This window comes from Pseudomonas sp. CAU 1711, assembly GCF_039888625.1.
GTDB lineage: Bacteria > Pseudomonadota > Gammaproteobacteria > Pseudomonadales > Pseudomonadaceae > Aquipseudomonas.
Genome location: NZ_JBDQQT010000012.1, coordinates 115,117 through 136,240, shown reverse-complemented (window position 1 = coordinate 136,240; position 21,124 = coordinate 115,117). Strand labels below are relative to the sequence as shown.

Sequence of the window (21,124 nt, the reverse complement as noted above, 5' to 3'; positions counted from 1 at the left end):
ATCAATCAGCCACGACGCGCATAACGCTTGAGCATGCTCGGCACATCGAGAATAAGAGCGATGCGCCCATCGCCGGTAATGGTAGCGCCGGACATGCCGGGCGTACCCTGCAACATCTTGCCGAGTGGCTTGATCACCACCTCCTCCTGCCCTACCAGCTGGTCGACCACGAAGCCGATGCGCTGGCTGCCGACCGTGAGGATCACCACATGGCCCTCGCGCTGGTCCTCCTGGAAGGCCTGCGGCACCAGCCAGCGCTTGAGGTAGAACAGCGGCAGGGCCTTGTCGCGCACTATCACCACCTCCTGGCCGTCGACCACATTGGTGCGCGACAGGTCGAGGTGGAAGATTTCGTTGACGTTGACCAGCGGGAAGGCGAAGGCCTGGTTGCCCAGCATCACCATCAGGGTCGGCATGATCGCCAGGGTCAGCGGCACCTTGATGACGATGCGCGAACCCTGGCCCTTCTGCGAGAACACGTTGACCGTGCCGTTGAGCTGGGAAATCTTGGTCTTCACCACATCCATGCCGACGCCGCGGCCGGACACATCGGAAATCTCGGTCTTGGTCGAGAAGCCCGGGGCGAAGATCAGGTTGTAGCACTCCAGTTCGCTCAGACGCTCGGCCGCATCCTTGTCCAGCAGGCCTTTCTCCACCGCCTTGGCGCGCAGCACGTCGGCATCCATGCCCTTGCCGTCGTCGGTGATCATCAGCAGGATGTGATCGCCCTCCTGCTCGGCGGACAGCACCACTCGACCGGTGCGCGGCTTGCCGGAGGCCTCGCGATCCTCCGGGGTCTCCACACCATGGTCGACGGCGTTGCGCACCAGATGCACCAGCGGATCGGCCAGGGCCTCGACCAGGTTCTTGTCGAGATCGGTCTCTTCGCCGACCAGCTCCAGGTTGATTTCCTTCTTCAGGTTGCGCGCCAGGTCGCGCACCAGACGCGGGAAGCGGCCGAAGACCTTCTTGATCGGCTGCATGCGGGTCTTCATCACCGCGGTCTGCAGGTCGGCGGTGACCACGTCGAGGTTGGACACGGCCTTGGCCATGGCCTCGTCTTCGCTGTTCAGCCCCAGGCGCACCAGGCGGTTACGCACCAGTACCAGCTCGCCGACCATGTTCATGATCTCGTCCAGGCGCGCGGTGTCGACCCGCACCGTGGTTTCCACTTCGCTGGCGCCACCGCCTGCGGCAGCCGGCGCGGCGGCCGCTGCAGGCGCCTTCGCCGGCTCCGGCTTGGCGACCGGCTTGGCCGGCTCGGCCTTCTTCGCCTCGGGCTTCTTGGCCGGCGCGGCGGCCGCAGGCTTGGGTGCGGCCGCAGGTTTGGCGACAGGGGCCGGCTCTTCGGCCGGGCCAGTGAACTTGCCCTTGCCGTGCAACTGGTCCAGCAGCGCCTCGAACTCGTCGTCGGTGATCTCGTCACCACCGCCCGCCGCAGCGGCGGGTGCGGCCACAGGTTTGGCGACAGGGGCCGGCTCTTCGGCCGGGCCAGTGAACTTGCCCTTGCCGTGCAACTGGTCCAGCAGCGCCTCGAACTCGTCGTCGGTGATCTCGTCGCCACCGCCCGCCGCAGCGGCGGGTGCGGCCGCAGGCTTGGCCGCCGGCGCCGGCTCCTCGGCCGGGCCGCTGAACTTGCCCTTGCCGTGCAGCTGATCCAGCAGCGCCTCGAACTCGTCGTCGGTGATATCGTCGCCGCCACCCGCGGGGGCTGGCGCCTCGGCCGCGGGCTGCTCGCCTATGGCATTCAGCAACTGCTCGAACTCGCTGTCGGTGATATCGCCGGAGGCCGGGTCTTCGGGTTCCGGCTCAGGCTCGGGCTCTGGCTCGGCCGCGACAACGGCAGCCGCTTCATCGGCACTCTCCGGCTCGGCCAGACGCGACAGCGCGGCCAGCAGCGCGGGCGAGGCCGGCGTCGGCTCGGTACGCTCGCGCACCTGGCCGAACATCTCGTTGACCGCGTCCAGGGCCTGCAACACCACGTCCATCAGCTCGGGAGTGACGTGCCGCTCGCCCTTGCGCAGGATGTCGAAGACGTTTTCCGCGATATGGCAGCACTCCACCAGCTCGTTGAGCTGGAGGAAACCCGCGCCGCCCTTGACGGTATGGAAGCCGCGGAAGATGGCGTTGAGCAGGTCCATGTCTTCCGGCCGGCTTTCCAGCTCGACCAGTTGCTCGGACAGCTGTTCGAGAATTTCGCCGGCCTCTACCAGGAAGTCCTGGAGGATTTCTTCATCGGCGTCGAAGCTCATCGGTGCGCTCCAGAGGCTCTGTTAGAGCCCTAAAATCCAAGGCTGGACAGCAGATCGTCGACATCGTCCTGACTGGCAGCGACGTCTTCACGCTTATCGGCATGTATCTGCGGACCTTCACCTTTGGAAGGCTCTTTTTGTTGTAGCTGCTCGGCGCGAAGCGCCTCCATGTCGTGCTCGATACCGGCGAAGCGGTCGACATGACTGGCCATCAGCATCAGCTTGAGCAGATCGCGCTCGACCTCGGTGACCAACTGGGTCACGCGCTTGATCACCTGTCCGGTCAGATCCTGGAAGTCCTGCGCCAGCAGGATGTCGTTCAAGTGGCCGGAGAGCTTCTGACTGTCGCGCTCGCTGCGGGCGAGGAACAGTTCGATGCGCTTGGCCAGATCGCGAAAGGCGTCGGCGTCCATCTCGCGACGCATGAACCTGCCCCAATCGCTGGCCAGGCTCTTGGCCTCGTCGCCCAGGTCGTTGACCAGCGGCGCGCTCTGCTCGACCAGGTCCATAGTGCGATTGGCCGCCTTCTCGGTCATCTGCACCACGTAGGACAGCCGCTCGGTGGCGTCGGTGATCTGCGAGATCTCCTGCGCATGCGGATTGCGCGGGTCGATCTGGAAATTGACTATCGCGTTGTGCAGCTCGCGGGTGAGCTTGCCGATCTCCTGATACAAACCATTATCACGAGCCTTGTTCAGCTCATGTATCAGGCCCACGGCTTCGCCGAAACGCCCCTTCTCCAGACTCTCGACCAACTGGGTGGCGTGCTGTTTCAGGGTCGACTCGAGTTCGCCCAGGTGTGAATCGTCGTGTGCCATAGCGCCCTCGCGGCGTACATCAGCCGTTAACCCGTTCGAAGATCTTCTCGATCTTCTCCTTCAGCACCTGGGCCGTGAACGGCTTGACCACATAGCCGTTCACCCCGGCCTGGGCCGCTTCGATGATCTGCTCGCGCTTGGCCTCGGCGGTGACCATCAGCACCGGCAGAGTCTTCAGGCGCTCGTCCGCGCGTACCGCGCGCAGCAGATCGATGCCGGTCATGCCGGGCATGTTCCAGTCGGTCACCAGAAAGTCGAAGCTGCCGCTCTGCAACATGGGCAGCGCGGTGTTGCCGTCGTCGGCCTCTGCGGTGTTGGTGAACCCCAGATCGCGCAGGAGGTTCTTGATGATCCGTCGCATCGTCGAGAAATCGTCAACGATGAGGATTTTCATGTTCTTGTCCAAGTCGACCTCCGTACAGTCCTAAACGCCGCCGGTGGCCCGGCGGCGCCGCAAATCATGAAACCGGCTCCGCGTCAGCTGGCCCGCCACTCGCTCAACCGTGCCCGCAAACGTGCGGCGCACTGACTGTGCAACTGGCTGACCCGGGACTCGCTGACCCCCAGAACCTCGCCGATTTCCTTCAGATTCAGTTCTTCATCGTAGTAAAGCGACAGCACCAGCCGTTCACGCTCCGGCAGATTGGCGATGGCCTCGGCCAGCGCCGACTGGAAGCGTTCGTCCACCAGCCCGTGCAGAGGGCCGGAATGGCTGCTGCTGTCCTCCTGCAGACCGCCATGCTCGCCGTCCTGCATCAGGTCGTCGAAGCTGAACAGGCGGCTGCCCAAAGTGTCGCCAAGAATGCCGTAGTAATCCTCGAGACTCAATTGGAGTTCGGCCGCAACCTCTTGATCTTTAGCATCTCTTCCGGTGCGCGCCTCGATAACGCGGATGGCGTCGCTGACCATCCGGGTGTTGCGATGCACCGAACGCGGCGCCCAATCGCCCTTGCGCACTTCGTCGAGCATGGCGCCACGGATGCGGATACCGGCATAGGTCTCGAAACTGGCGCCCTTGCTGCCATCGTATTTCTTGGCCGCCTCCAGCAGGCCGATCATGCCGGCCTGCATCAGATCGTCGACTTGCACGCTGGCGGGCAGACGGGCCAGCAGGTGATAGGCGATGCGCTTGACCAGCGGCGCATAACGCTCGATCAGCTGATGCTGGGAATCCTGCGCCTGCGCCTTGTTGTACATGCGAAGTCCACTGGCTGCTGTCATACGGCCGACCCCGCGACCGGCTGCTGCACCAGGCGCTCGACGAAGAACTCCAGATGGCCGCGCGGGTTGGCCGGAAGCGGCCAGCTGTCGACTTTCTGGGCGATCGCCTTGAACGCCAGTGCGCATTTCGAGCGCGGGAAGGCTTCGTACACCGCGCGTTGTTTCTGCACGGCCTTGCGGACGGACTCGTCGTAGGGAACTGCGCCTACATACTGCAAAGCCACATCGAGGAAACGGTCGGTTACTTTGGTCAGTTTAGCAAAGAGGTTGCGCCCTTCCTGCGGGCTGTGGGCCATGTTGGCCAGCACGCGGAAGCGGCTCAGGCCGAAGTCGCGGTTGAGCAGTTTGATCAGCGCGTAGGCGTCGGTGATCGAGGTCGGCTCGTCGCAGACCACCACCAGCACCTCCTGGGCGGCGCGCACGAAGCTGACCACGCCGTCGCCGATGCCGGCGGCGGTGTCGATCACCAGCACGTCGAGGTTGTCGCTGATGTCGCTGAAGGCCTGGATCAGGCCGGCATGTTGCACCGGCGACAACTGCACCATGCTCTGGGTGCCGGATGCAGCAGGCACGATGCGGATGCCGCCGGGCCCCTGGATCAGCACATCCTTGAGGTCGCACTCGCCGTTGATCACGTCGGCCAGGGTGCGTTTGGGGCTGAGGCCGAGCAGCACGTCGACGTTGGCCAGACCCAGGTCGGCGTCCATCAGCATGACCCGCCGACCGAGGTCGGCCAGGGCCAGCGACAGATTCACCGACACGTTGGTCTTGCCGACGCCGCCCTTGCCGCCAGTCACCGCGATCACCTGTACGGGATGCATACTACCCATGTTCTTCTCTTACCTTGTCTTGCCTGGTCTGGGCTGGTCGGGCAACTACACCGACCCTTTCCTACACACTAGAACGCCTTGTCCGCCGGCGCCTGCCCTAGCCCGCGCGACGCGGGTGATAGAGATCGGCAAAGAGGTCGGCCATGGCCTCCTCGCAGGGGTCCTCGGCGACCTGCAGACTCACCGCGCGGCTCACCAGCTGATGGCTGCGCGGCACCTGCAGATCGTCCGGAATCTTCGGCCCATCCGCCAGATAGGCTACCGGGAGATGCTGGCTGATAGCCAGCCCCAGCACCTCGCCCAGATTGGCCGCCTCGTCCACCTTGCTCAGGATGCACCCGGCCAGGCCGCAGCGCTTGTAACTGTGATAGGCGGCCTTGAGTACCTGGGCCTGGCTGGTGGCGGCCAGCACCAGATAGCTCTTGGCCTTGATGCCGCGGGCGGCCAGGCTGTCCAGCTGCAGGCGCAGGGCCGGGTCGTTGCCCGGCAGGCCGGCGGTGTCGACCAGCACCACGCGCTTGCGCGCCAGCGGTGCCAGGGCCTGGGCCAGCGACTGGCCCGGCTCGACCTGGGTCACCGGCACGTTGAGGATGCGGCCGAGAGTCTTGATCTGCTCCTGGGCGCCGATGCGGAAGCTGTCCATGCTGACCAGGGCGATGCTCTGCGCGCCGTACTTCAGCACATAGCGCGCGGCCAGCTTGGCCAGGGTGGTGGTCTTGCCCATGCCGGCCGGGCCGACCAGGGCGATCACCCCGCCCTCCTCCAGCGGCTCGACGGCCGGGGTCTTGATCGCATGTGCCAGGTGCGCCAGCAGCAGGCGCCAGGCCTGCTTGGCATCGGCGACCTTGGCTACCCGCTCCAACAGCGCCTTGGACAGTTCGGCGGGCAGGCCCATGCGCTGCAGGCGGCGCCACAGGCTGGCCTGCTGCGGCTTGCGATTCTGCAGCTGGCCCCAGGCGATCGAGCCCAGCTGCACTTCGATCAACTCGCGCAGGCCGTGCAGTTCGAAACGCATGGCGTCCAGGGCACGCTGGTCCACCGCCGCGGCGGCCGGCTTGGCCTGCGGCTGCGGGGCAGCGACCGGACGCTGCAGCTTGACCGCGGTGGCCGGCAGCTCCGGTGCGATCAGCGATTCGTTGGCGAACAGCTGGCGATTCTTGCCCTGGTCGGCCACGGCGCGAATGGCCAGTTCGGCCTGGGCACCGGCGATCTTCGCCTGGGTCTTGCGCAGCTCGGCCTCCAGCGCGGGATTGGCCTGGCGCGCCGGCGTCACCGGCTGGTAGTCCAGCGCCGCGGTCAGCTCCACCCCGCCGGCCACCCGGCGATTGCCGATGATGGCGGCGTCGGCGCCCAGTTCATCACGCACCAGTTTCATGGCGGTACGCATATCGGCGGCGAAGAAGCGTTTGACTTGCATGGCTTAGAGCCCTCAGTTCTGGCCGACCGTGGCGACGATCGTGACCTGCTTGTTGTCCGGTATTTCCTGGTAGGCCAGTACGTGCATGCTGGGTACGGCGAGCCGCGCGAAGCGCGACAGCATCGCCCGGACCGGGCCGGCCACCAGCAGGATCACCGGCTTGCCGAGCATTTCCTGGCGCTGCGCCGCATCCACCAGGGAGCGTTGCAGCTTCTCGGCCATGCCGGGTTCGAGGAGGATGCCGTCCTCGGAGCCCTGACCGGCCTTCTGCAGGCTATTCAGCAATAACTGTTCCAACCTAGGCTCCAGGGTGATCACAGGCAGCTCCGGCTCTAGTCCCACAATGCCTTGCACGATTGCGCGGGACAGCGCGACGCGCACCGCGGCGACCATCGCGGCGGGATCTTGACTCTTGCCGGCGACGTTGGAGATGGCCTCGGCGATGCTGCGAATATCGCGCACCGGCACCTGCTCCTGCAGCAGCGCCTGCAGCACCTTGAGCAGGGTCGACAGCGAGACCATGCCCGGCACCAGTTCTTCGGCCAGCTTGGGCGAGGTCTTGGCCAGCAGCTGCAGCAACTGCTGGACCTCCTCGTGGCCGAGCAGCTCGTGGGCGTGCTTGTGCAGCACCTGGTTGAGGTGGGTGGCGACCACGGTGCTGGCGTCCACCACCGTGTAGCCGAGGGACTGGGCCTGATCGCGCTGGCTGGGGTCGATCCATACCGCCTCCAGGCCGAACGCCGGATCCTTGGCGGCGATACCGTTGAGGGTGCCGAACACCTGGCCCGGGTTGATCGCCAGCTCGCGCTCGGGATACACCTCGGCCTCGGCCACGCTGACGCCCATCAGGGTCAGGCGGTAGGCATTGGGCAACAGGTCGAGGTTGTCGCGGATATGTACCGAAGGCATGAGGAAGCCCATCTCCTGCGACAGCTTCTTGCGCACGCCCTTGATCCGCGCCAGCAGCTGGCCGCCCTGGTTGCGATCGACCAGCGGAATCAGGCGGTAGCCGACTTCCAGGCCGACCATGTCCACCGGAGTGACGTCATCCCAGCCCAGTTCCTTGACCTCCTGGGCCTTCTGCGCCGGCAGCAGCTCCTGCTGGCGCTTGACCTCCTGCTCGGCCGCCACCTGGGTCTGACGCAGCTTGTGGGCGATCCAGTAGGCCGCGCCGGCGGCCACCAGGCCCAGACCGATGAAGGGCACATGCGGCATGCCCGGCACCAGGCCGATGGTGATCATGATCGCGGCCGCCACGGCCAGCGCCTTGGGCGAGGCGAACATCTGCCGGCTGACCTGCTGGCCCATGTCCTCGGCGGTGGAGACGCGGGTGACCATCACGGCCGCGGCGGTGGACAGCAGCAGCGAGGGAATCTGCGCCACCAGACCGTCGCCGATGGTCAGCAGGGTGTAGATGCGCCCGGCCTCGGCGAACGCCAGGTCGTGCTGCGCCACGCCGATGGCGATACCGCCGATCAGGTTGATGAAGAGGATCAGCAGGCCGGCGATGGCATCGCCGCGCACGAACTTCGAGGCACCGTCCATCGAACCGTAGAAGTCGGCCTCCTGGGCCACCTCGGCACGGCGTTTCTTGGCCTCGGCCTGGTCGATCAGGCCTGCGTTGAGGTCGGCGTCGATGGCCATCTGCTTGCCGGGCATGGCATCCAGGGTGAAGCGCGCCGATACCTCGGAAATCCGCCCGGCGCCCTTGGTGACCACCACGAAGTTGATGATCATCAGGATGGCGAAGACCACGCCGCCGACCACGTAGTTGCCGCCGATCACCACCTCGCCGAAGGCCTGGATCACCTTGCCCGCCGCGTCGTGGCCATCCTGGCCGTGCAGCAGCACCACGCGAGTGGAGGCCACGTTCAACGCCAGGCGCAGCAGGGTCGCGGCCAGCAGCACGGTGGGGAACACGGCGAAGTCCAGCGGCCGCAGGGCATAGATGGCGACCAGTAGAACGACGATGGACAGGGCGATGCTGAAGGTGAACAGCACATCGAGCAGGAACGGCGGGATCGGCAGCATGACCATGGCGAGCATGACCAGCAGCATCAGCGGAATGCCCAGATTGCCGTGGCGCAACCCCGCCAGGTTGCTGCGTACGTCACCGATGATTTGCGCGCGATCCACTGCCACTTGTTTTCCCCAGCCGATTCAATCTTTTGACGCTAAAGACGCCATGCAGGGGGTAAGGGCAAGAAGCGTTCCACAAAGGCGGCTACAAGCTGCAAGCCTCAAGCGGCAAGTAACAGCAGGACTCACTTGCAGCTTGAAGCTTGCGGCTTGCCGCTCCCGCGCTTATTCGTCGCGGCGCAGGTCCGGCGGAATCGGTAGGTCCGGCAGCGGCCCCGGGCGCTTGCCCTTGCCGGCACGGAACTGCTTGAGCTGGTAGACGTAGGCCAGCACCTGGGCCACGGCCAGGTAGAGGCCGGCGGGAATCTCCTGATCCACTTCGGTGGAGTAGTACACCGCCCGCGCCAGGGACGGCGACTCCAGCAGGGTGACCTTGTGCTCCTGGGCGATCTCGCGGATCTTCAGCGCCAGGAAGTCGCCACCCTTGGCCAGCAGCAACGGCGCATTGCCCTTAGCCGGGTCGTACTTCAGGGCCACGGCGAAGTGGGTCGGGTTGGTGATCACCACGTCGGCCTCGGGCACCTGCTGCATCATGCGCCGCTCGGCCATCTGCCGCTGCAACTGGCGGATCTTCGACTTGACCTCGGGCTTGCCCTCGCTGTCCTTGTACTCGTCCTTGACCTCCTGCTTGGTCATCATCAGCTTCTGCTTGGTGTCCCAGAGCTGGAAGGGCACGTCCACTGCGGCGATCAGGATCAGCCCGCAGGCCATCCACAGCAGGCTCCAGCCGGCCACCTGCATGGCGTGCAGGATGGCCGACTCGACCGGCTCGTTGGCGATGGCCAGCAGGTCGTCCTGGTCGGCCCTGAGCACCAGCAGCGCCACCAGCAGGATGATCACGAACTTGGCCAGGGCCTTGAGCAGCTCCACCAGGGCCTTGGCGGAGAACATGCGCTTGAGCCCCTCCCAGGGGTTCATCCGGCTGAACTTGGGCTGCAGCGCCTCGCTGGAGAACAGCCAGCCGCCCAGGGCGATGGGGCCTATGACGGAGGCGATCAGCATGACGATGAAAAAGGGCTGCAGCGCCAGCAACGCCTCCATGCCGGTGGCCAGCAGGTGGCGGACCATGGCGCCCTCGTCCTGCAGCACCTCGCGTGGCAGGGAGAAGTTGCCCTGCATCATGTCCAGCATGGCGCGGCCCATCTGAGCGCCGAAGATCAGCAGCGCCGCGGCGCCGCCGAAGGTCACCGCCAGGGTGCTGAGCTCCTTGGAGCGGGCGATCTGGCCTTTCTTGCGCGCCTCTTCCAGGCGCTTGCTGGTAGGTTCCTCGCTCTTGTCCGCGCCGCTTTCGCTCTCAGCCATGGAGCCTCCTCAGAACCTTTTTACGATCTCGCGAGCTAGAGCCGGGCTAGGCAAAAACAGGCGAGGAAGCGGAGTTTACTAATGGTAAATGAGCATTCCGAGCCTGTTTTTAACGACGCCAGGCCGACGCGCAGCAGATCGTAAACAGGTTCTCAGCGGATGCGCGCCAGTTCGCGCAGTTGTTGCAGGGCTTCGCTGGTCAGCGTCTGGAAATGCGCCAGGAAGTCGGATAGCCCGAGCCAGAAGATGACCAGGCCGAGCGCCAGGGTCAGCGGGAAGCCGATGGAGAAGATGTTCAGCTGCGGCGCGGCGCGGGTCATCACGCCGAAGGCCAGGTTGATGATCAGCAGCGCGGTGATCACCGGCAGCGCCAGCAGCAGGCCGGCGGCCAGCACCCAGGTCAGCTTGCCGGCCAGCGTCCAGTAGTGATCGAGCAACAGGCCCCGGCCCACCGGCAGGGTCACGAAGCTCTCGGCCAGCACCTCGAACACCACCAGGTGGCCGTTCATGGCGAGAAACAGCAGGGTCACCAGCATCAGCAGGAACTGGGCGAGCACCGGCACCGATACGCCGTTGGCCGGGTCGACCATGGAGGCGAAGCCCAGGCCCATCTGCATGGCGATGATCTGCCCGGCCACGGTGAACAGGTGGAAATACAGCTGCAGGACGAGGCCGAACATCGCCCCGATCAGCACCTGCTCGGCGATCAGCAGCATGGACTGCAGGCTGACGGAATCCACCTGCGGCATCGGTGGCAGGGTCGGCGCCAGCACCAGGCAGATGGCCAGGGCCAGATACAGGCGCACCCGCGCCGGCACCAGCTGGGTGCCGAAGACCGGCATCACCATCAGCATGGCGGCGATGCGGAACAGCGGCAGGAGGAACTGGCCCACCCAGCCGCCGATCTGCGCATTGGTCAGCTCGAGCATCAGCCGATCAACAGCGGGATGTTGTGCACCAGCGTCTGGGTGTACTCCATCAGCTCGCGCACCAGCCAGGGTCCCGCCCACATCAGGGTGAGCAGCATCACCAGCAGGCGCGGGACGAAGCTCAGGGTCTGTTCGTTGATCTGCGTGGCGGCCTGGAACATGGCCACCAACAGGCCCACCAGCAGGCTCGGCAGCACCAGCAGGCCGACGATCAGGGCGGTCAGCCAGAGCGCTTCGCGGAACAGGTCGACGGCGATTTCCGGAGTCATCTACGCGCCCTCTATATGGTGCCGAAACTGCCGGCCAGGGTGCCCATGATCAGTGCCCAGCCATCGACCAGGACGAACAGCATGATCTTGAACGGCAGGGAAATGATCAGCGGCGACAGCATCATCATGCCCATGGCCATGAGGATACTGGCCACCACCATGTCGATGATCAGGAAGGGGATGAAGATCATGAAGCCGATCTGGAACGCGGTCTTCAGCTCGGAGGTGACGAAGGCCGGGATCAGGATGGTCAGCGGCGCGGCCTCGGGGCTGGCGATGTCGCTGCGCTTGGACAGGCGCACGAACAGCTCCAGGTCCGAGGCGCGGGTCTGCGCCAGCATGAACTCCTTGATCGGCCCCTCGGCACGGGCTATCGCCTCTTGCGCCGGCAGCTGCTCGTTGAGGTAGGGCTGCAGGGCATCCTGGTTAATCTTGTCGAACACCGGGGCCATGATGAACAGGGTCAGGAACAGGGCCAGGCCGATCAGTATCTGGTTCGACGGTGTCTGCTGCAGGCCCAGGGCCTGACGCAGGATGGAAAACACTATGATGATCCGGGTGAAGCTGGTCATCAGCATGACGAACGCCGGGATGAAGCTCAGCGCCGTCATGATCAGCAGGATCTGCAGGCTGACCGAATACTCCTGCTGCCCCTCGGCATTGGTGCTGAGGGTGATGGCAGGAATCGACAACGGATCGCCGGCGGCGAACACCAGGGGCGCGGCGAGGGTCAGCAGCAGCGTCAGCAGAATGCGCCAGGCGCTCATTCCTTGTGGTCCTTCTGATCCTTGCCGAGCAGTTCCATCAGGCGCTGAGCGAACTCCGGAGTGGCCGGCTCGCCATCGGCCAGATGCACCGGCTCCTTGAGCACGTGCAGGGGGGTGATGCGACCGGCGCTGAGGCCGAGCAATATCTGCTCGCTGCCGACCTGAACCAACAGCAGGCGCTCGCGCGGGCCCAGGGGCTGGCTGGCCAGCAGCTTGATCGCCTGATTGCCGCGCGGGCCGATCTGCTGCACGCGGCGCAGCAGCCAGGCCAGGGCGAAGATCAGCGCGACCACCAGCAGCAGGCCGAGCATCAGTTGCACCAACTGACCGCCGATCTCGCTGCCGGCCAGCGGCGTGCGCGCCGGCTCGGCCGCCAGCAGGGTCGCGGGCGCCAGCAGGAGAAGACCGCAGAATCCACGCGACATGGCTAGCGCAGCTTCTTGATGCGTTCGCTGGGGCTGATCACGTCGGTCAGGCGGATGCCGAACTTCTCGTTGACCACCACCACCTCGCCGTGGGCGATCAGGGTGCCGTTGACCAGCACGTCCAGCGGCTCGCCGGCCAGGCGATCGAGCTCCACCACCGAGCCCTGGTTGAGCTGCAGCAGGTTGCGGATGCTGATCTCGGTGCTGCCCACTTCCATGGAGATGGACACCGGGATATCGAGGATCACGTCCAGGTTCGGCCCCTCCAGGGCCACCGGACCGTTGCCCGGCTTGGGCGCCGCGCCGAACTCCTCCATCGGCATGCGCGGCGCGGCCGGGGCCGCGGGCGCTTCCTGGTTCATCAACGCATCGATATCGTCCTGCCCGGCGTCGCCGGCCTCGGCCAGGGCCGCGGCCCACTCGTCGGCCAGGGCCTGCTCTTCTGGGCTGGTGCCTTCGTTTTCGTCTGCCATCGCTCTACCTCGGCTGGCTATCAATCTTGGCTGGCCGGGGGTTCCCCGGCTGGCCGGGTTGGCTACCCGGGTCGCCGCGCCCTCAGCGCAGGCGCTCCACGGGCTCGAGAATCTGCAGGGCCAGGTTGCCCTTGTGCGCGCCCAGCTTGACCTTGAAGGCGGCCACGCCGTTGGCGCGCATGATGATCTGCTCCGGCAGCTCCACCGGGATCACGTCTCCCGGCTGCATATGCAGGATGTCGCGCAGCCTCAGCTCGCGCCGTGCCAAGGTGGCGCCGAGCGGCACGTTGACGTCGAGGATGTCCTCGCGCAGGGCCTTGACCCAGCGTTCGTCCTGGTCGTCGACGTCGGACTGGAAGCCAGCGTCGAGCATCTCGCGGATCGGCTCGATCATCGAATAGGGCATGGTGATGTGCAGGTCGCCGCCACCGCCGTCCAGCTCGATGTGGAAGGTGGACACCACCACCACCTCGCTGGGGCTGACGATATTGGCCAGTGCCGGGTTCACTTCCGAGTTGATGTACTCGAAGTTGACATCCATCACCGCATGCCAGGCCTCCTTGAGGTCGATGAAGGCCTGGTCGATGACCATGCGCACCACCCGCAGCTCGGTGGGGGTGAATTCGCGCCCCTCGATCTTGGCGTGGCGACCGTCGCCGCCGAAGAAGTTGTCCACCAGCTTGAATACCAGCTTGGCGTCGAGGATGAACAGCGCGGTGCCGCGCAGCGGCTTCATCTTCACCAGGTTGAGGCTGGTCGGCACATACAGCGAATGCACGTACTCGCCGAATTTCATCACCTGCACGCCGCCCACCGCCACATCGGCGGAGCGGCGCAACAGGTTGAACATGCTGATGCGGGTATAGCGGGCGAAACGCTCGTTGATCATCTCCAGGGTCGGCATGCGTCCGCGGACGATACGGTCCTGGCTGGTCAGGTCGTAGCTCTTGACGCTACCGGGCTCGCCGGAGTCCTCGGTCTCGACCAGGCCATCGTCGACGCCGTGCAACAGCGCGTCGATCTCGTCCTGTGACAGCAGGTCTTGTACGGCCATGACAGCTCCCGCTACTGCAGCACTATGTTGGTGAACAATACTTGTTCGACCACGGTTTTTCCGGTTTCTTTCTGCGCCAGTTCCTGCACCACGGTGGTGGCCTGGCTGCGCAGCAACTCCTTGCCGACCGGCGTCATCAGGGCGGCGAAGTCCTGCCCGGAAAACAGCATCACCAGACGATTGCGCACCAGCGGCATGTGCACCTTGAGGGCATCCAGCTCGGCCTGGTCACGCGCCATCAGCGCCACGCTGACCTGCATGTAGCGCTGCCGGCCCTGGTAGTTGTAATTGGCGATGAAGGCCGGCGCTATGGTCTCGTAGATCGCCGGTTGTTTGACGGCAGGCACGCTCTCGCTGCTCTCCTCGGCCGTCTTCTCCGGTTCCGCGCTCTTGCCCTTGAGGAAGAACAGGGTCGCGCCCACGGAGCCGCCTACCGCCAGCAGCAGGATCACCACGATCAGGATGATGAGCTTGAGCTTGCCCTTGCCGCCGGTCTTTTCACCGCCTTCGGCCGCCGGGGGGGTGGGAGCCTGTTTCTTTGCCATGCCAGAAATCCGTCGCCAATCAGAGTTTTGTCCTTGGTCAAGGGCTTAGGAGCAAGTGTTATGCCACCTTATAAACAAGATAGTCCCTCGACGCCGGCTGCCGATATACCAAGGCGATGACCGTCTGTCACCCGAAAACGACTGCGCCCGGTGCTTTATCGGCACCGGGCGCAGCTTCTTGCAGGACTGGGCGAAGCGTCAGGCGTAGTAGTCCACCAGACCGCGCGGCGTGCTTCCGGCAGCCTGGGTGCGAATCTCGCTGACGCCGACCAGCACTTCCTCGTCGCCGGAGCCCCCCATGCCACGACCGCCGGAACGACCGCCGCCCTCCCCGCCGTCACCCTGGGAGCCGCGCGCCAGGGACTGGTCGGAGACGTTGACGTCGAGCTGGTTCATGCCCTGCTGGGCGAACAGCTCGCGCAAGCGGTGGGCCTGGCCTTCCAGCTGGTCACGCACGTTGGCGTTGGCGCTGACGAAGGTGACCTGGGCCGCCTGATCCTTGTTCAGCTCGATGCGCACCTCCAGGCGTCCCAACTCGGCCGGGTCCAGCTGGATCTCGGCGGACTTGAGGTTCTGACTGGACAGCCACATCACCTTGTCGACCACCGCCTCGCTCATGCCGGCCTGCCCTACCTGCACCGGCTGCCCCGGCACCAGAGGCAGGCGCTGGGTGGCCTGAGCCTGCTGGCCGATGGCCTGGCTCAGGGCGCTGAGCTTGCTGGCGAAGGCCTCCGCACGCGCCTCGCCCTGCCCCTCGCGGACACTGGGCAGGCCGCCGTCCAGAGACTCGCCGAACAGCTCGCCCTCCAGCCCTTCGGCCGGCACCTCCTCGCTGGGCATGGCGTCACCTGAGAAGGCGGCCAGGGCATTGGCGAAGCCCTGCCCGGCATTGGCCGATTTCTCCGCGGCCAGCGCGCCCGGGCTCAGCTGCTGCTGGGTCGCGGCCTGGCCCTGCGCGCCCACTTCCAGGGCCAGTTTCACCCCGGGCAGGCTGTTGAGCATGTCCAACTCGGGGTCGTGGCTGGCCTCGGTGAGCGTCGCTGGCGCGGCGCTGGCGACAGCCGGAGTGTTCGCCTGCAGCAGCGGATCGACCCGCTTGGCCGCCTCCTCGCCCTCGGCCTCCGGCAGCGCCTCGCCAACATCGACTGCCTCGGGCGCCGGTAGCTGCTGCCCGCCCATGGCCATCAGCAGCGCATCGAGCCCCTCCTCCTCGCCCTCGGGCAGGGCCTCCGGCAAAGCATTGCCGCTTTCGGCAACGACCGGCTGCTCGGCGGCAGGCTCGCTCGCCGGCTCGTCGGTCGTCCTGGCCTCCGCGGAGCCCTGCTCGCCAGCCTTGGAAGCGCCCTCCTTACGCTCGGCCGCCTTGGCCTGGCGCTCCTTGGCATACACCTCGGCGAAGCTGGAAGCCTCGCGCCTGGCGGGCTCCGGCGCACTGGACTGGGCCTTGGCAGGGGGGGCCTTCGGCCGCACCTCGGGTGCGGACTGCAGGAGGAAATCGGGTGCAACGGACATGGGTACTCTCCGTTAGGGATGGATCGTACCGAGGAGAGAGCAAGGGCCGGGCCAACTTTGCCCCCAGCTCTCAGCGATAACGCTGACGCTCCGACTTCAGCAGGATGCGGACGATGGCGAACTCGCGCCCGATCTGCTCGATCAGGTCCGGCGCCTCATCCAGTCGCTCGCGCCGGGCGGCCTCCTCCAGTTGCCTGCACAGCACCGCCAGCATGGGCGCCCCCATGTTGCTGCAGCTGCCCTTGAAGCTGTGCGCGGCCAGACGCAGAGCCTGGGCATCGCCCGCCTCGCAGGCTTCCAGGATGTGACGCTGACGCTCATCCGAATCGACCAGAAAGGTATCCAGCAGCACGGGATATTCGGCCCCCATGACATCCTGCAGGGAAGCCAGTACGGCCTGATCGAGATGGGAATCGGACACCGGCTCACTCCACGGTCGAGGAAAACTGGGCGATTATGCCCGAGATGGAGCTGGCATTCTGCCGCTTAGTTGGCCAAATGCCATCAGGCCGACCAACGAAACTCGACGGTGACGCCCCGGCCATCCGTCGACCACTGACACTGGTCGGCCAACTGGCGGACCAGACGCAGGCCGCGGCCGCTCAGGCAGCCGCGCTCGGGTTCCCGCCCCAGGGCCCGCGCCACATCGAAACCGCCGCCGCTGTCCTGTACCGAGATGCGCAGGCAGCCTCCGTCGCCCTGGGGCTCGAGACGCAGCTCGAAGCGCACGAAGCCCTCCTGCAGGGCCTGCAGGCGTTGAACCCGCTGCCGGTAGTAGCGGGCGAAACCCTGGGCATCGGCCTTGAGCGACGAATCCAGGGCCAGCACGCCGTGCTCCAGGGCATTGGAATAGAGCTCGGCCAGCACGGTATAGAGCGCCCCGCCTTGGGCTCGCAGCCCCTGCACCTCCATCAGCAGCTGCAGGATGAAGGGCAGCGGATTGAAGCGCTTGAGCGTCTCGGCACGGAACTCGAAGCTGGCCGACCAGTCCAGCGGGCTGCTCTGCCCGCTGTCGGTGAAGGCCAGCGGCGGCCTGTTGAGCAGCGCCTCCTCGACCATGCACAGCTCGACCATGCTGACATCGTCCTGCGCCTCGCCACGGAACGCGGTGAGCGCCCGCTGAATCTCGTCGAACAGTCGGGCAGGCGGATGGCCGGCGGCGAACACCCGCAGCAGGCGCTCCTCGCCGAACAGCTGCCCCGAGGCATCGCGGGTCTCCAGCACGCCATCGGAGAGCAGGAAGATCCGGTCCCCCTGCTCGATGGGGTATACCTCGCGGGCCTCGTTGAAAGCGCCGGCGTCCAACACGCCCAGGGGCAGATGGCGCGACACCAGCGCCACGCGCTCGCCATTGGCGCGCAGCAGGTGGCCATCCGGCAGTCCGCCGTTCCACACCTCCACCACCCGCCGCTGGAAGCTCAGATTGAGCAGGGTGGCGCAGCAGAACACCCCCACCGGCAGGATGCGCTTGAGCTTGGTGTTCATCTCCCGCAGGATCTCCGCCATGGAGAAACCCTTGGCAGTCATGCCGTAGAACACCTCGGCCAGCGGCATGGCGCCGATGGCCGCCGGCAGGCCGTGGCCGGTGAAGTCGCCGAGCAGCACATGCATGCCGCCGGAGGGCTTGAACGCGGCCAGCAGCAGATCGCCGTTGAACAGGGCGAAGGGCGACTGCAGGTAGCGGATATTGGGCGCGCCCAGGCAGCCGGAATGGGCCACCTTGTCGAATACCGCCTTGGCCACCCGCTGCTCGGTCAGCAGGTGCTCGTTGTGCTTGGCGATCAGGTCGCGCTGCTCCAGCACCACCTGCTGCAGGCGGCGCAGACGGTCCATGGCCCTGATCTTGGCCTGCAGGACGATCTGGTTGTAGGGCTTGCCGAGCACGTCGTCGCCGACCTCCAGGCAACGCACCAGGGCCTCGCTCTCGGTCAGCGAGGTGAGGAAGATGATCGGTACCAGCTCCTCGCCGGCCAGCTCCTTGATCCGCCGCGAGGCCTCGAAACCGTCCATCACCGGCATCAGCGCATCCATCAACACCAGCTGCGGGCGCTCCTGCTCGAACAGCGCCAGGGCCTGCTGGCCGTCGGCGGCGGTGAGCACCCGGTGGCCCTGGCGGCCGACGATGGTGGATAGCAACAGTCTGTCCGCCGCGCTGTCCTCGGCGATCAGGATGGACAGGCGGTCGGACATGGCGATCAGCCGATCTGGAAGAGTTGTTCGAAATTGGAGATGGAGAGGATCTTGCGCACGTCCGGGTTGCAATTGACCAGGCTGATCCGCGCATGGTCGCCGCCGGCATGGTCGCGTAGCAGCAGGAGCATGCCCAGGGCCGAGCTATCCAGATAGGTGGCGCCCTTGAGATCGACCACATAACGCTTCGGCGTGGCGCTCACCCGCTCGTAGGCATCGCGAAACTCCTGGTGTGCGGAGAAATCGAAGCGGCCCTGGATGTGAATGGTCAACTCCTGTCCGTCGCTCGAAGATAGCGCGGTGATGGCCATGTAGAACTCCTTGTTGGTTCTTGTGCATTCAAGATGTAGCACCCGCAGGTGCCGGCGGCAACCGCGATTCAGTCTCGATCTCTCGGCGGCAGGCGTTGCGACAGTTCGTCGAGCAGCTTCTGCTCGCGCCTGTCCTCGGCGGCGCGGGCCTCGTCCAGGTAGCGTTGCACCAGCTTGCGCAGGCCCTCGAGGCGCGCGTGCTTCTGCTGCCAGAGGCCACGCGCCTTGTCCAGATTCTGCCGGTGCCAGGCGATGCTCTGCAGCTGCTGACCGATGGCGGTCTCCAGCTGACTGAGAAAGCGCTGATAGTTCATCAGCCACTGGCCGGAGACGCCCTTGCTGCCCTCGCTGATCCACTGCTGCTGATAGTCGGCGCGATAGCGCTCCAGATCGCCCAGCTGCGCCTCGGCCTTGGCCAGCAACCCCTGCATGTGGGCCATCTGCCGGGCCGCCTCGCGCTCGGCGCGTTCGGCCATCTCCACCACCGGAGCCAGGCGGGTTGCGCGACTGTCGGCCATCTATCAGGCCTGTGCCTGCGGATTGAACACCTGGGCCAGCTGGCCGATGCTCTCGTTCAGCGCCTCGCTGTCACCCAGCCCCTGCCTCAGGTAGCGGGCCATGGCCGGCTGGCGGGCGATGGCCAGGTCGGTATCGGCGTCGCCGCCCGGCACATAGGCGCCGACGCTGATCAGGTCGCGGCTCTGCTGGTAGCGCGACCACAGTTGCTTGAAGCGCTGTGCCTGGCTCAGGTGCTCGGCGTCGACCACCTGCGGCATGACCCGGCTGATCGAGGCCTCGATGTCGATGGCCGGATAGTGCCCCTCCTCGGCCAGCCGACGCGACAGCACGAAGTGGCCGTCGAGCACCCCGCGGGCGGCGTCGGCGATCGGGTCCTGCTGGTCGTCGCCCTCGCTCAATACGGTGTAGAAGGCGGTGATCGAGCCACCGCCGGCCTCCGCGTTGCCGGCGCGCTCCACCAGCTTGGGCAGCTTGGCGAACACCGAAGGCGGATAGCCCTTGGTCGCCGGCGGCTCGCCGATGGCCAGGGCGATCTCGCGCTGGGCCTGGGCGTAGCGGGTCAGCGAATCCATCAGCAGCAGGACGTTCTTGCCCTTGTCGCGGAAATACTCGGCGATGCGCGTGCAGTACTGCGCGGCGCGCAGGCGCATCAGCGGCGCCTCGTCGGCCGGCGAGGCGACCACCACGGAACGCTTGAGGCCCTCCTCGCCGAGAATCTCGTCGATGAACTCCTTGACCTCGCGCCCGCGCTCGCCGATCAGGCCGACCACTATGATCTCGGCCGCGGTGAAGCGGGTCATCATGCCCAGCAGCACCGACTTGCCCACGCCGGTACCGGCGAACAGGCCCAGGCGCTGGCCGCGACCGACGGTGAGCAGGCCGTTGATCGAGCGGATGCCGACGTCCAGCGGCTCGCTGATCGGATGGCGGTTGAGCGGGTTGATGGTCGGCCCGTCCATCGGCACCCAGTCCTCGGCCTTCATCCCGCCCTTGCCGTCCAGGGCACGCCCGGCGCCATCCAGCACCCGGCCGAGCATGGACATGCCCATGGGCAGGCGACCGGTGTCCGGCAGCGGCACCACGCGGGCGCCGGGCGCGATGCCGGCCAGGCTGCCGACCGGCATCAGGTAGATCTTGCCAGCGGAAAAGCCCATCACCTCCGCCTCCACCTGCACCGGGTGATAGCTGTCGTCGTTGATCACCAGGCAGCGACTGCCCAGCGCCGCGCGCAGCCCCTCGGCCTCCAGGGTCAGGCCGACCATGCGCAGCAGGCGGCCCTCCACCACCGGCTGGGCGGGCAACTGCACCGCGTCGGCATAGCCGGCCAGGCGCTTGGCGAAGCTGGTGCGCTCAAGGCGCATCGGGGCTCTCCGGGGCGGCGCCATCCAGATCGATAGCGATATCGGCCTCCGGCGGATGGGTGGCCTGCGCCCGCTGCTGCTCGAACAGCTGCTTGAGCGCCGTGGCCAGGCGCGTCTCGACGCTGGCGTCGATGCGGCTGTGCTCGCTCTCCACCCGGCAGCCGCCGGGCAGCAGGGCCTCGTCCTCGAGGATGCGCCAGCTCTCCTCATGGCGCTCGCGCAGGGCCTTGATCAGCTCGAAGTCCTGCGGATGGACATGGATGCGGATGTTCTCGGCGCCCATCGGCAGCAGTTTCAGCGCCTCGCGCAGCACATGGCGAATCTGGCTGGAGTCGGTGGCCAGCTCGCGCTGGATCACCTGGCGGGTCATCTGGCTGACCAGGTTGACCAGCCCCTGCTCCAGCTCGCGATCCTGCTCGGCGATGGGCTCCAGCAGATGGCCCATCAGTCGCTCCAGCCGCTCCAGCTTGCCGGCCAGGGCCGCATCGGCCTCCTGCTTGGCCTTCAGCTGGCCGGCATGGAAGCCGTCCTTTTCGCCGGTGGCGAAGCCTTCGTTGTAGGCGTCCTGGCGAATCGCCTCGATTTCCTCCAGGGTCGGTGGCCTGACCTCCTCGGCCGCCACCTCCTCGCTCTGTGCTTCCGGCTCCGGCTCGACCTGCGGCTGCGGCTCGACGGCGACCTGCTCGCCCTCGGGATCGAAGCTGGGAATCGACCAGCGGTCGAACGCCGTCACATCCTTGGCGCGGATCAGCTCGCTGGGGGCTTCCTTGGCAACCATCTCGGCCCGCTC

Annotated in this window: 22 protein-coding genes; all 22 read right to left on the bottom strand. The window is 66.2% G+C overall.

The genetic code is table 11. From position 1 onward, the window contains the following. Positions 1 to 5: 5 nt before the first annotated feature. Positions 6 to 2,252: a chemotaxis protein CheA gene (locus AAFN46_RS15005; RefSeq protein ID WP_347809492.1), complete on the bottom strand. Its 2,247-nt coding sequence runs from the start codon at positions 2,250 to 2,252 to the stop codon at positions 6 to 8. A 29-nt stretch (positions 2,253 to 2,281) separates the two neighbouring features. Further along, the gene (locus AAFN46_RS15000; RefSeq protein ID WP_347809491.1) at positions 2,282 to 3,070 is read right to left on the bottom strand and encodes a protein phosphatase CheZ; all 789 of its coding nucleotides are present in this window, start codon (positions 3,068 to 3,070) and stop codon (positions 2,282 to 2,284) included. Positions 3,071 to 3,089: 19 nt separating this feature from the next. Beyond that, entirely contained in the window at positions 3,090 to 3,464 is a 375-nt protein-coding gene (locus AAFN46_RS14995) for a chemotaxis response regulator CheY (RefSeq protein WP_169920072.1), read from the bottom strand. Between the two features lie 83 nt (positions 3,465 to 3,547). Then, complete coding sequence (gene fliA / locus AAFN46_RS14990; protein WP_347809490.1) at positions 3,548 to 4,291, bottom strand: RNA polymerase sigma factor FliA; 744 nt, start codon at positions 4,289 to 4,291, stop codon at positions 3,548 to 3,550. Continuing rightward, positions 4,288 to 5,121, bottom strand: coding sequence for a flagellar synthesis regulator FleN (fleN, locus tag AAFN46_RS14985; RefSeq protein WP_347809489.1), 834 nt, complete (start codon positions 5,119 to 5,121; stop codon positions 4,288 to 4,290). The genes fliA and fleN overlap by 4 nt, the downstream gene beginning before the upstream one ends. A 97-nt stretch (positions 5,122 to 5,218) precedes the next feature. Further along, positions 5,219 to 6,538 (bottom strand): flagellar biosynthesis protein FlhF, encoded by a 1,320-nt coding sequence (flhF, locus tag AAFN46_RS14980; RefSeq protein ID WP_347809488.1) that lies wholly within the window; start codon positions 6,536 to 6,538, stop codon positions 5,219 to 5,221. Between the two features lie 12 nt (positions 6,539 to 6,550). Continuing rightward, the gene (gene flhA, locus AAFN46_RS14975; RefSeq protein ID WP_347809540.1) at positions 6,551 to 8,674 is read right to left on the bottom strand and encodes a flagellar biosynthesis protein FlhA; all 2,124 of its coding nucleotides are present in this window, start codon (positions 8,672 to 8,674) and stop codon (positions 6,551 to 6,553) included. A gap of 168 nt (positions 8,675 to 8,842) precedes the next feature. Next, a complete protein-coding gene (flhB, locus tag AAFN46_RS14970; RefSeq protein ID WP_347809487.1) occupies positions 8,843 to 9,979 on the bottom strand; it encodes a flagellar biosynthesis protein FlhB in 1,137 nt (378 codons plus the stop codon). 152 nt (positions 9,980 to 10,131) lie between these two features. Then, entirely contained in the window at positions 10,132 to 10,908 is a 777-nt protein-coding gene (gene fliR, locus AAFN46_RS14965) for a flagellar biosynthetic protein FliR (protein ID WP_347809486.1), read from the bottom strand. Beyond that, entirely contained in the window at positions 10,908 to 11,177 is a 270-nt protein-coding gene (fliQ, locus tag AAFN46_RS14960) for a flagellar biosynthesis protein FliQ (RefSeq protein WP_347809485.1), read from the bottom strand. The genes fliR and fliQ overlap by 1 nt, the downstream gene beginning before the upstream one ends. 11 nt (positions 11,178 to 11,188) lie before the next feature. Beyond that, positions 11,189 to 11,944: a flagellar type III secretion system pore protein FliP gene (gene fliP, locus AAFN46_RS14955; protein WP_347809484.1), complete on the bottom strand. Its 756-nt coding sequence runs from the start codon at positions 11,942 to 11,944 to the stop codon at positions 11,189 to 11,191. Then, positions 11,941 to 12,369, bottom strand: a complete 429-nt coding sequence (gene fliO / locus AAFN46_RS14950; protein ID WP_347809483.1) for a flagellar biosynthetic protein FliO — start codon at positions 12,367 to 12,369, stop codon at positions 11,941 to 11,943. The genes fliP and fliO overlap by 4 nt, the downstream gene beginning before the upstream one ends. Positions 12,370 to 12,371: 2 nt before the next feature. Next, positions 12,372 to 12,842 (bottom strand): flagellar motor switch protein FliN, encoded by a 471-nt coding sequence (gene fliN / locus AAFN46_RS14945; RefSeq protein WP_347809482.1) that lies wholly within the window; start codon positions 12,840 to 12,842, stop codon positions 12,372 to 12,374. A gap of 82 nt (positions 12,843 to 12,924) precedes the next feature. Continuing rightward, a complete protein-coding gene (fliM, locus tag AAFN46_RS14940; RefSeq protein ID WP_347809481.1) occupies positions 12,925 to 13,896 on the bottom strand; it encodes a flagellar motor switch protein FliM in 972 nt (323 codons plus the stop codon). 11 nt (positions 13,897 to 13,907) lie between these two features. Beyond that, positions 13,908 to 14,441, bottom strand: a complete 534-nt coding sequence (fliL, locus tag AAFN46_RS14935; RefSeq protein ID WP_347809480.1) for a flagellar basal body-associated protein FliL — start codon at positions 14,439 to 14,441, stop codon at positions 13,908 to 13,910. Positions 14,442 to 14,639: 198 nt separating this feature from the next. After that, entirely contained in the window at positions 14,640 to 15,953 is a 1,314-nt protein-coding gene (locus AAFN46_RS14930; protein WP_347809479.1) for a flagellar hook-length control protein FliK, read from the bottom strand. A 70-nt stretch (positions 15,954 to 16,023) separates the two neighbouring features. Next, positions 16,024 to 16,374, bottom strand: coding sequence for an Hpt domain-containing protein (locus AAFN46_RS14925; protein ID WP_347809478.1), 351 nt, complete (start codon positions 16,372 to 16,374; stop codon positions 16,024 to 16,026). Positions 16,375 to 16,457: 83 nt separating this feature from the next. Then, positions 16,458 to 18,143 (bottom strand): SpoIIE family protein phosphatase, encoded by a 1,686-nt coding sequence (locus tag AAFN46_RS14920; protein WP_347809477.1) that lies wholly within the window; start codon positions 18,141 to 18,143, stop codon positions 16,458 to 16,460. A gap of 5 nt (positions 18,144 to 18,148) precedes the next feature. Next, positions 18,149 to 18,454 carry an STAS domain-containing protein gene (locus tag AAFN46_RS14915; RefSeq protein WP_187805527.1) on the bottom strand — a complete coding sequence of 102 codons (306 nt, stop codon included), beginning with the start codon at positions 18,452 to 18,454 and terminating at the stop codon, positions 18,149 to 18,151. 68 nt (positions 18,455 to 18,522) lie between these two features. Further along, a complete protein-coding gene (gene fliJ, locus AAFN46_RS14910; RefSeq protein ID WP_347809476.1) occupies positions 18,523 to 18,972 on the bottom strand; it encodes a flagellar export protein FliJ in 450 nt (149 codons plus the stop codon). Between the two features lie 3 nt (positions 18,973 to 18,975). Continuing rightward, positions 18,976 to 20,334 carry a flagellar protein export ATPase FliI gene (fliI, locus tag AAFN46_RS14905; RefSeq protein WP_347809475.1) on the bottom strand — a complete coding sequence of 453 codons (1,359 nt, stop codon included), beginning with the start codon at positions 20,332 to 20,334 and terminating at the stop codon, positions 18,976 to 18,978. Further along, complete coding sequence (fliH, locus tag AAFN46_RS14900; protein ID WP_347809474.1) at positions 20,324 to 21,112, bottom strand: flagellar assembly protein FliH; 789 nt, start codon at positions 21,110 to 21,112, stop codon at positions 20,324 to 20,326. The genes fliI and fliH overlap by 11 nt, the downstream gene beginning before the upstream one ends. Between the last annotated feature and the right edge of the window lie 12 nt (positions 21,113 to 21,124).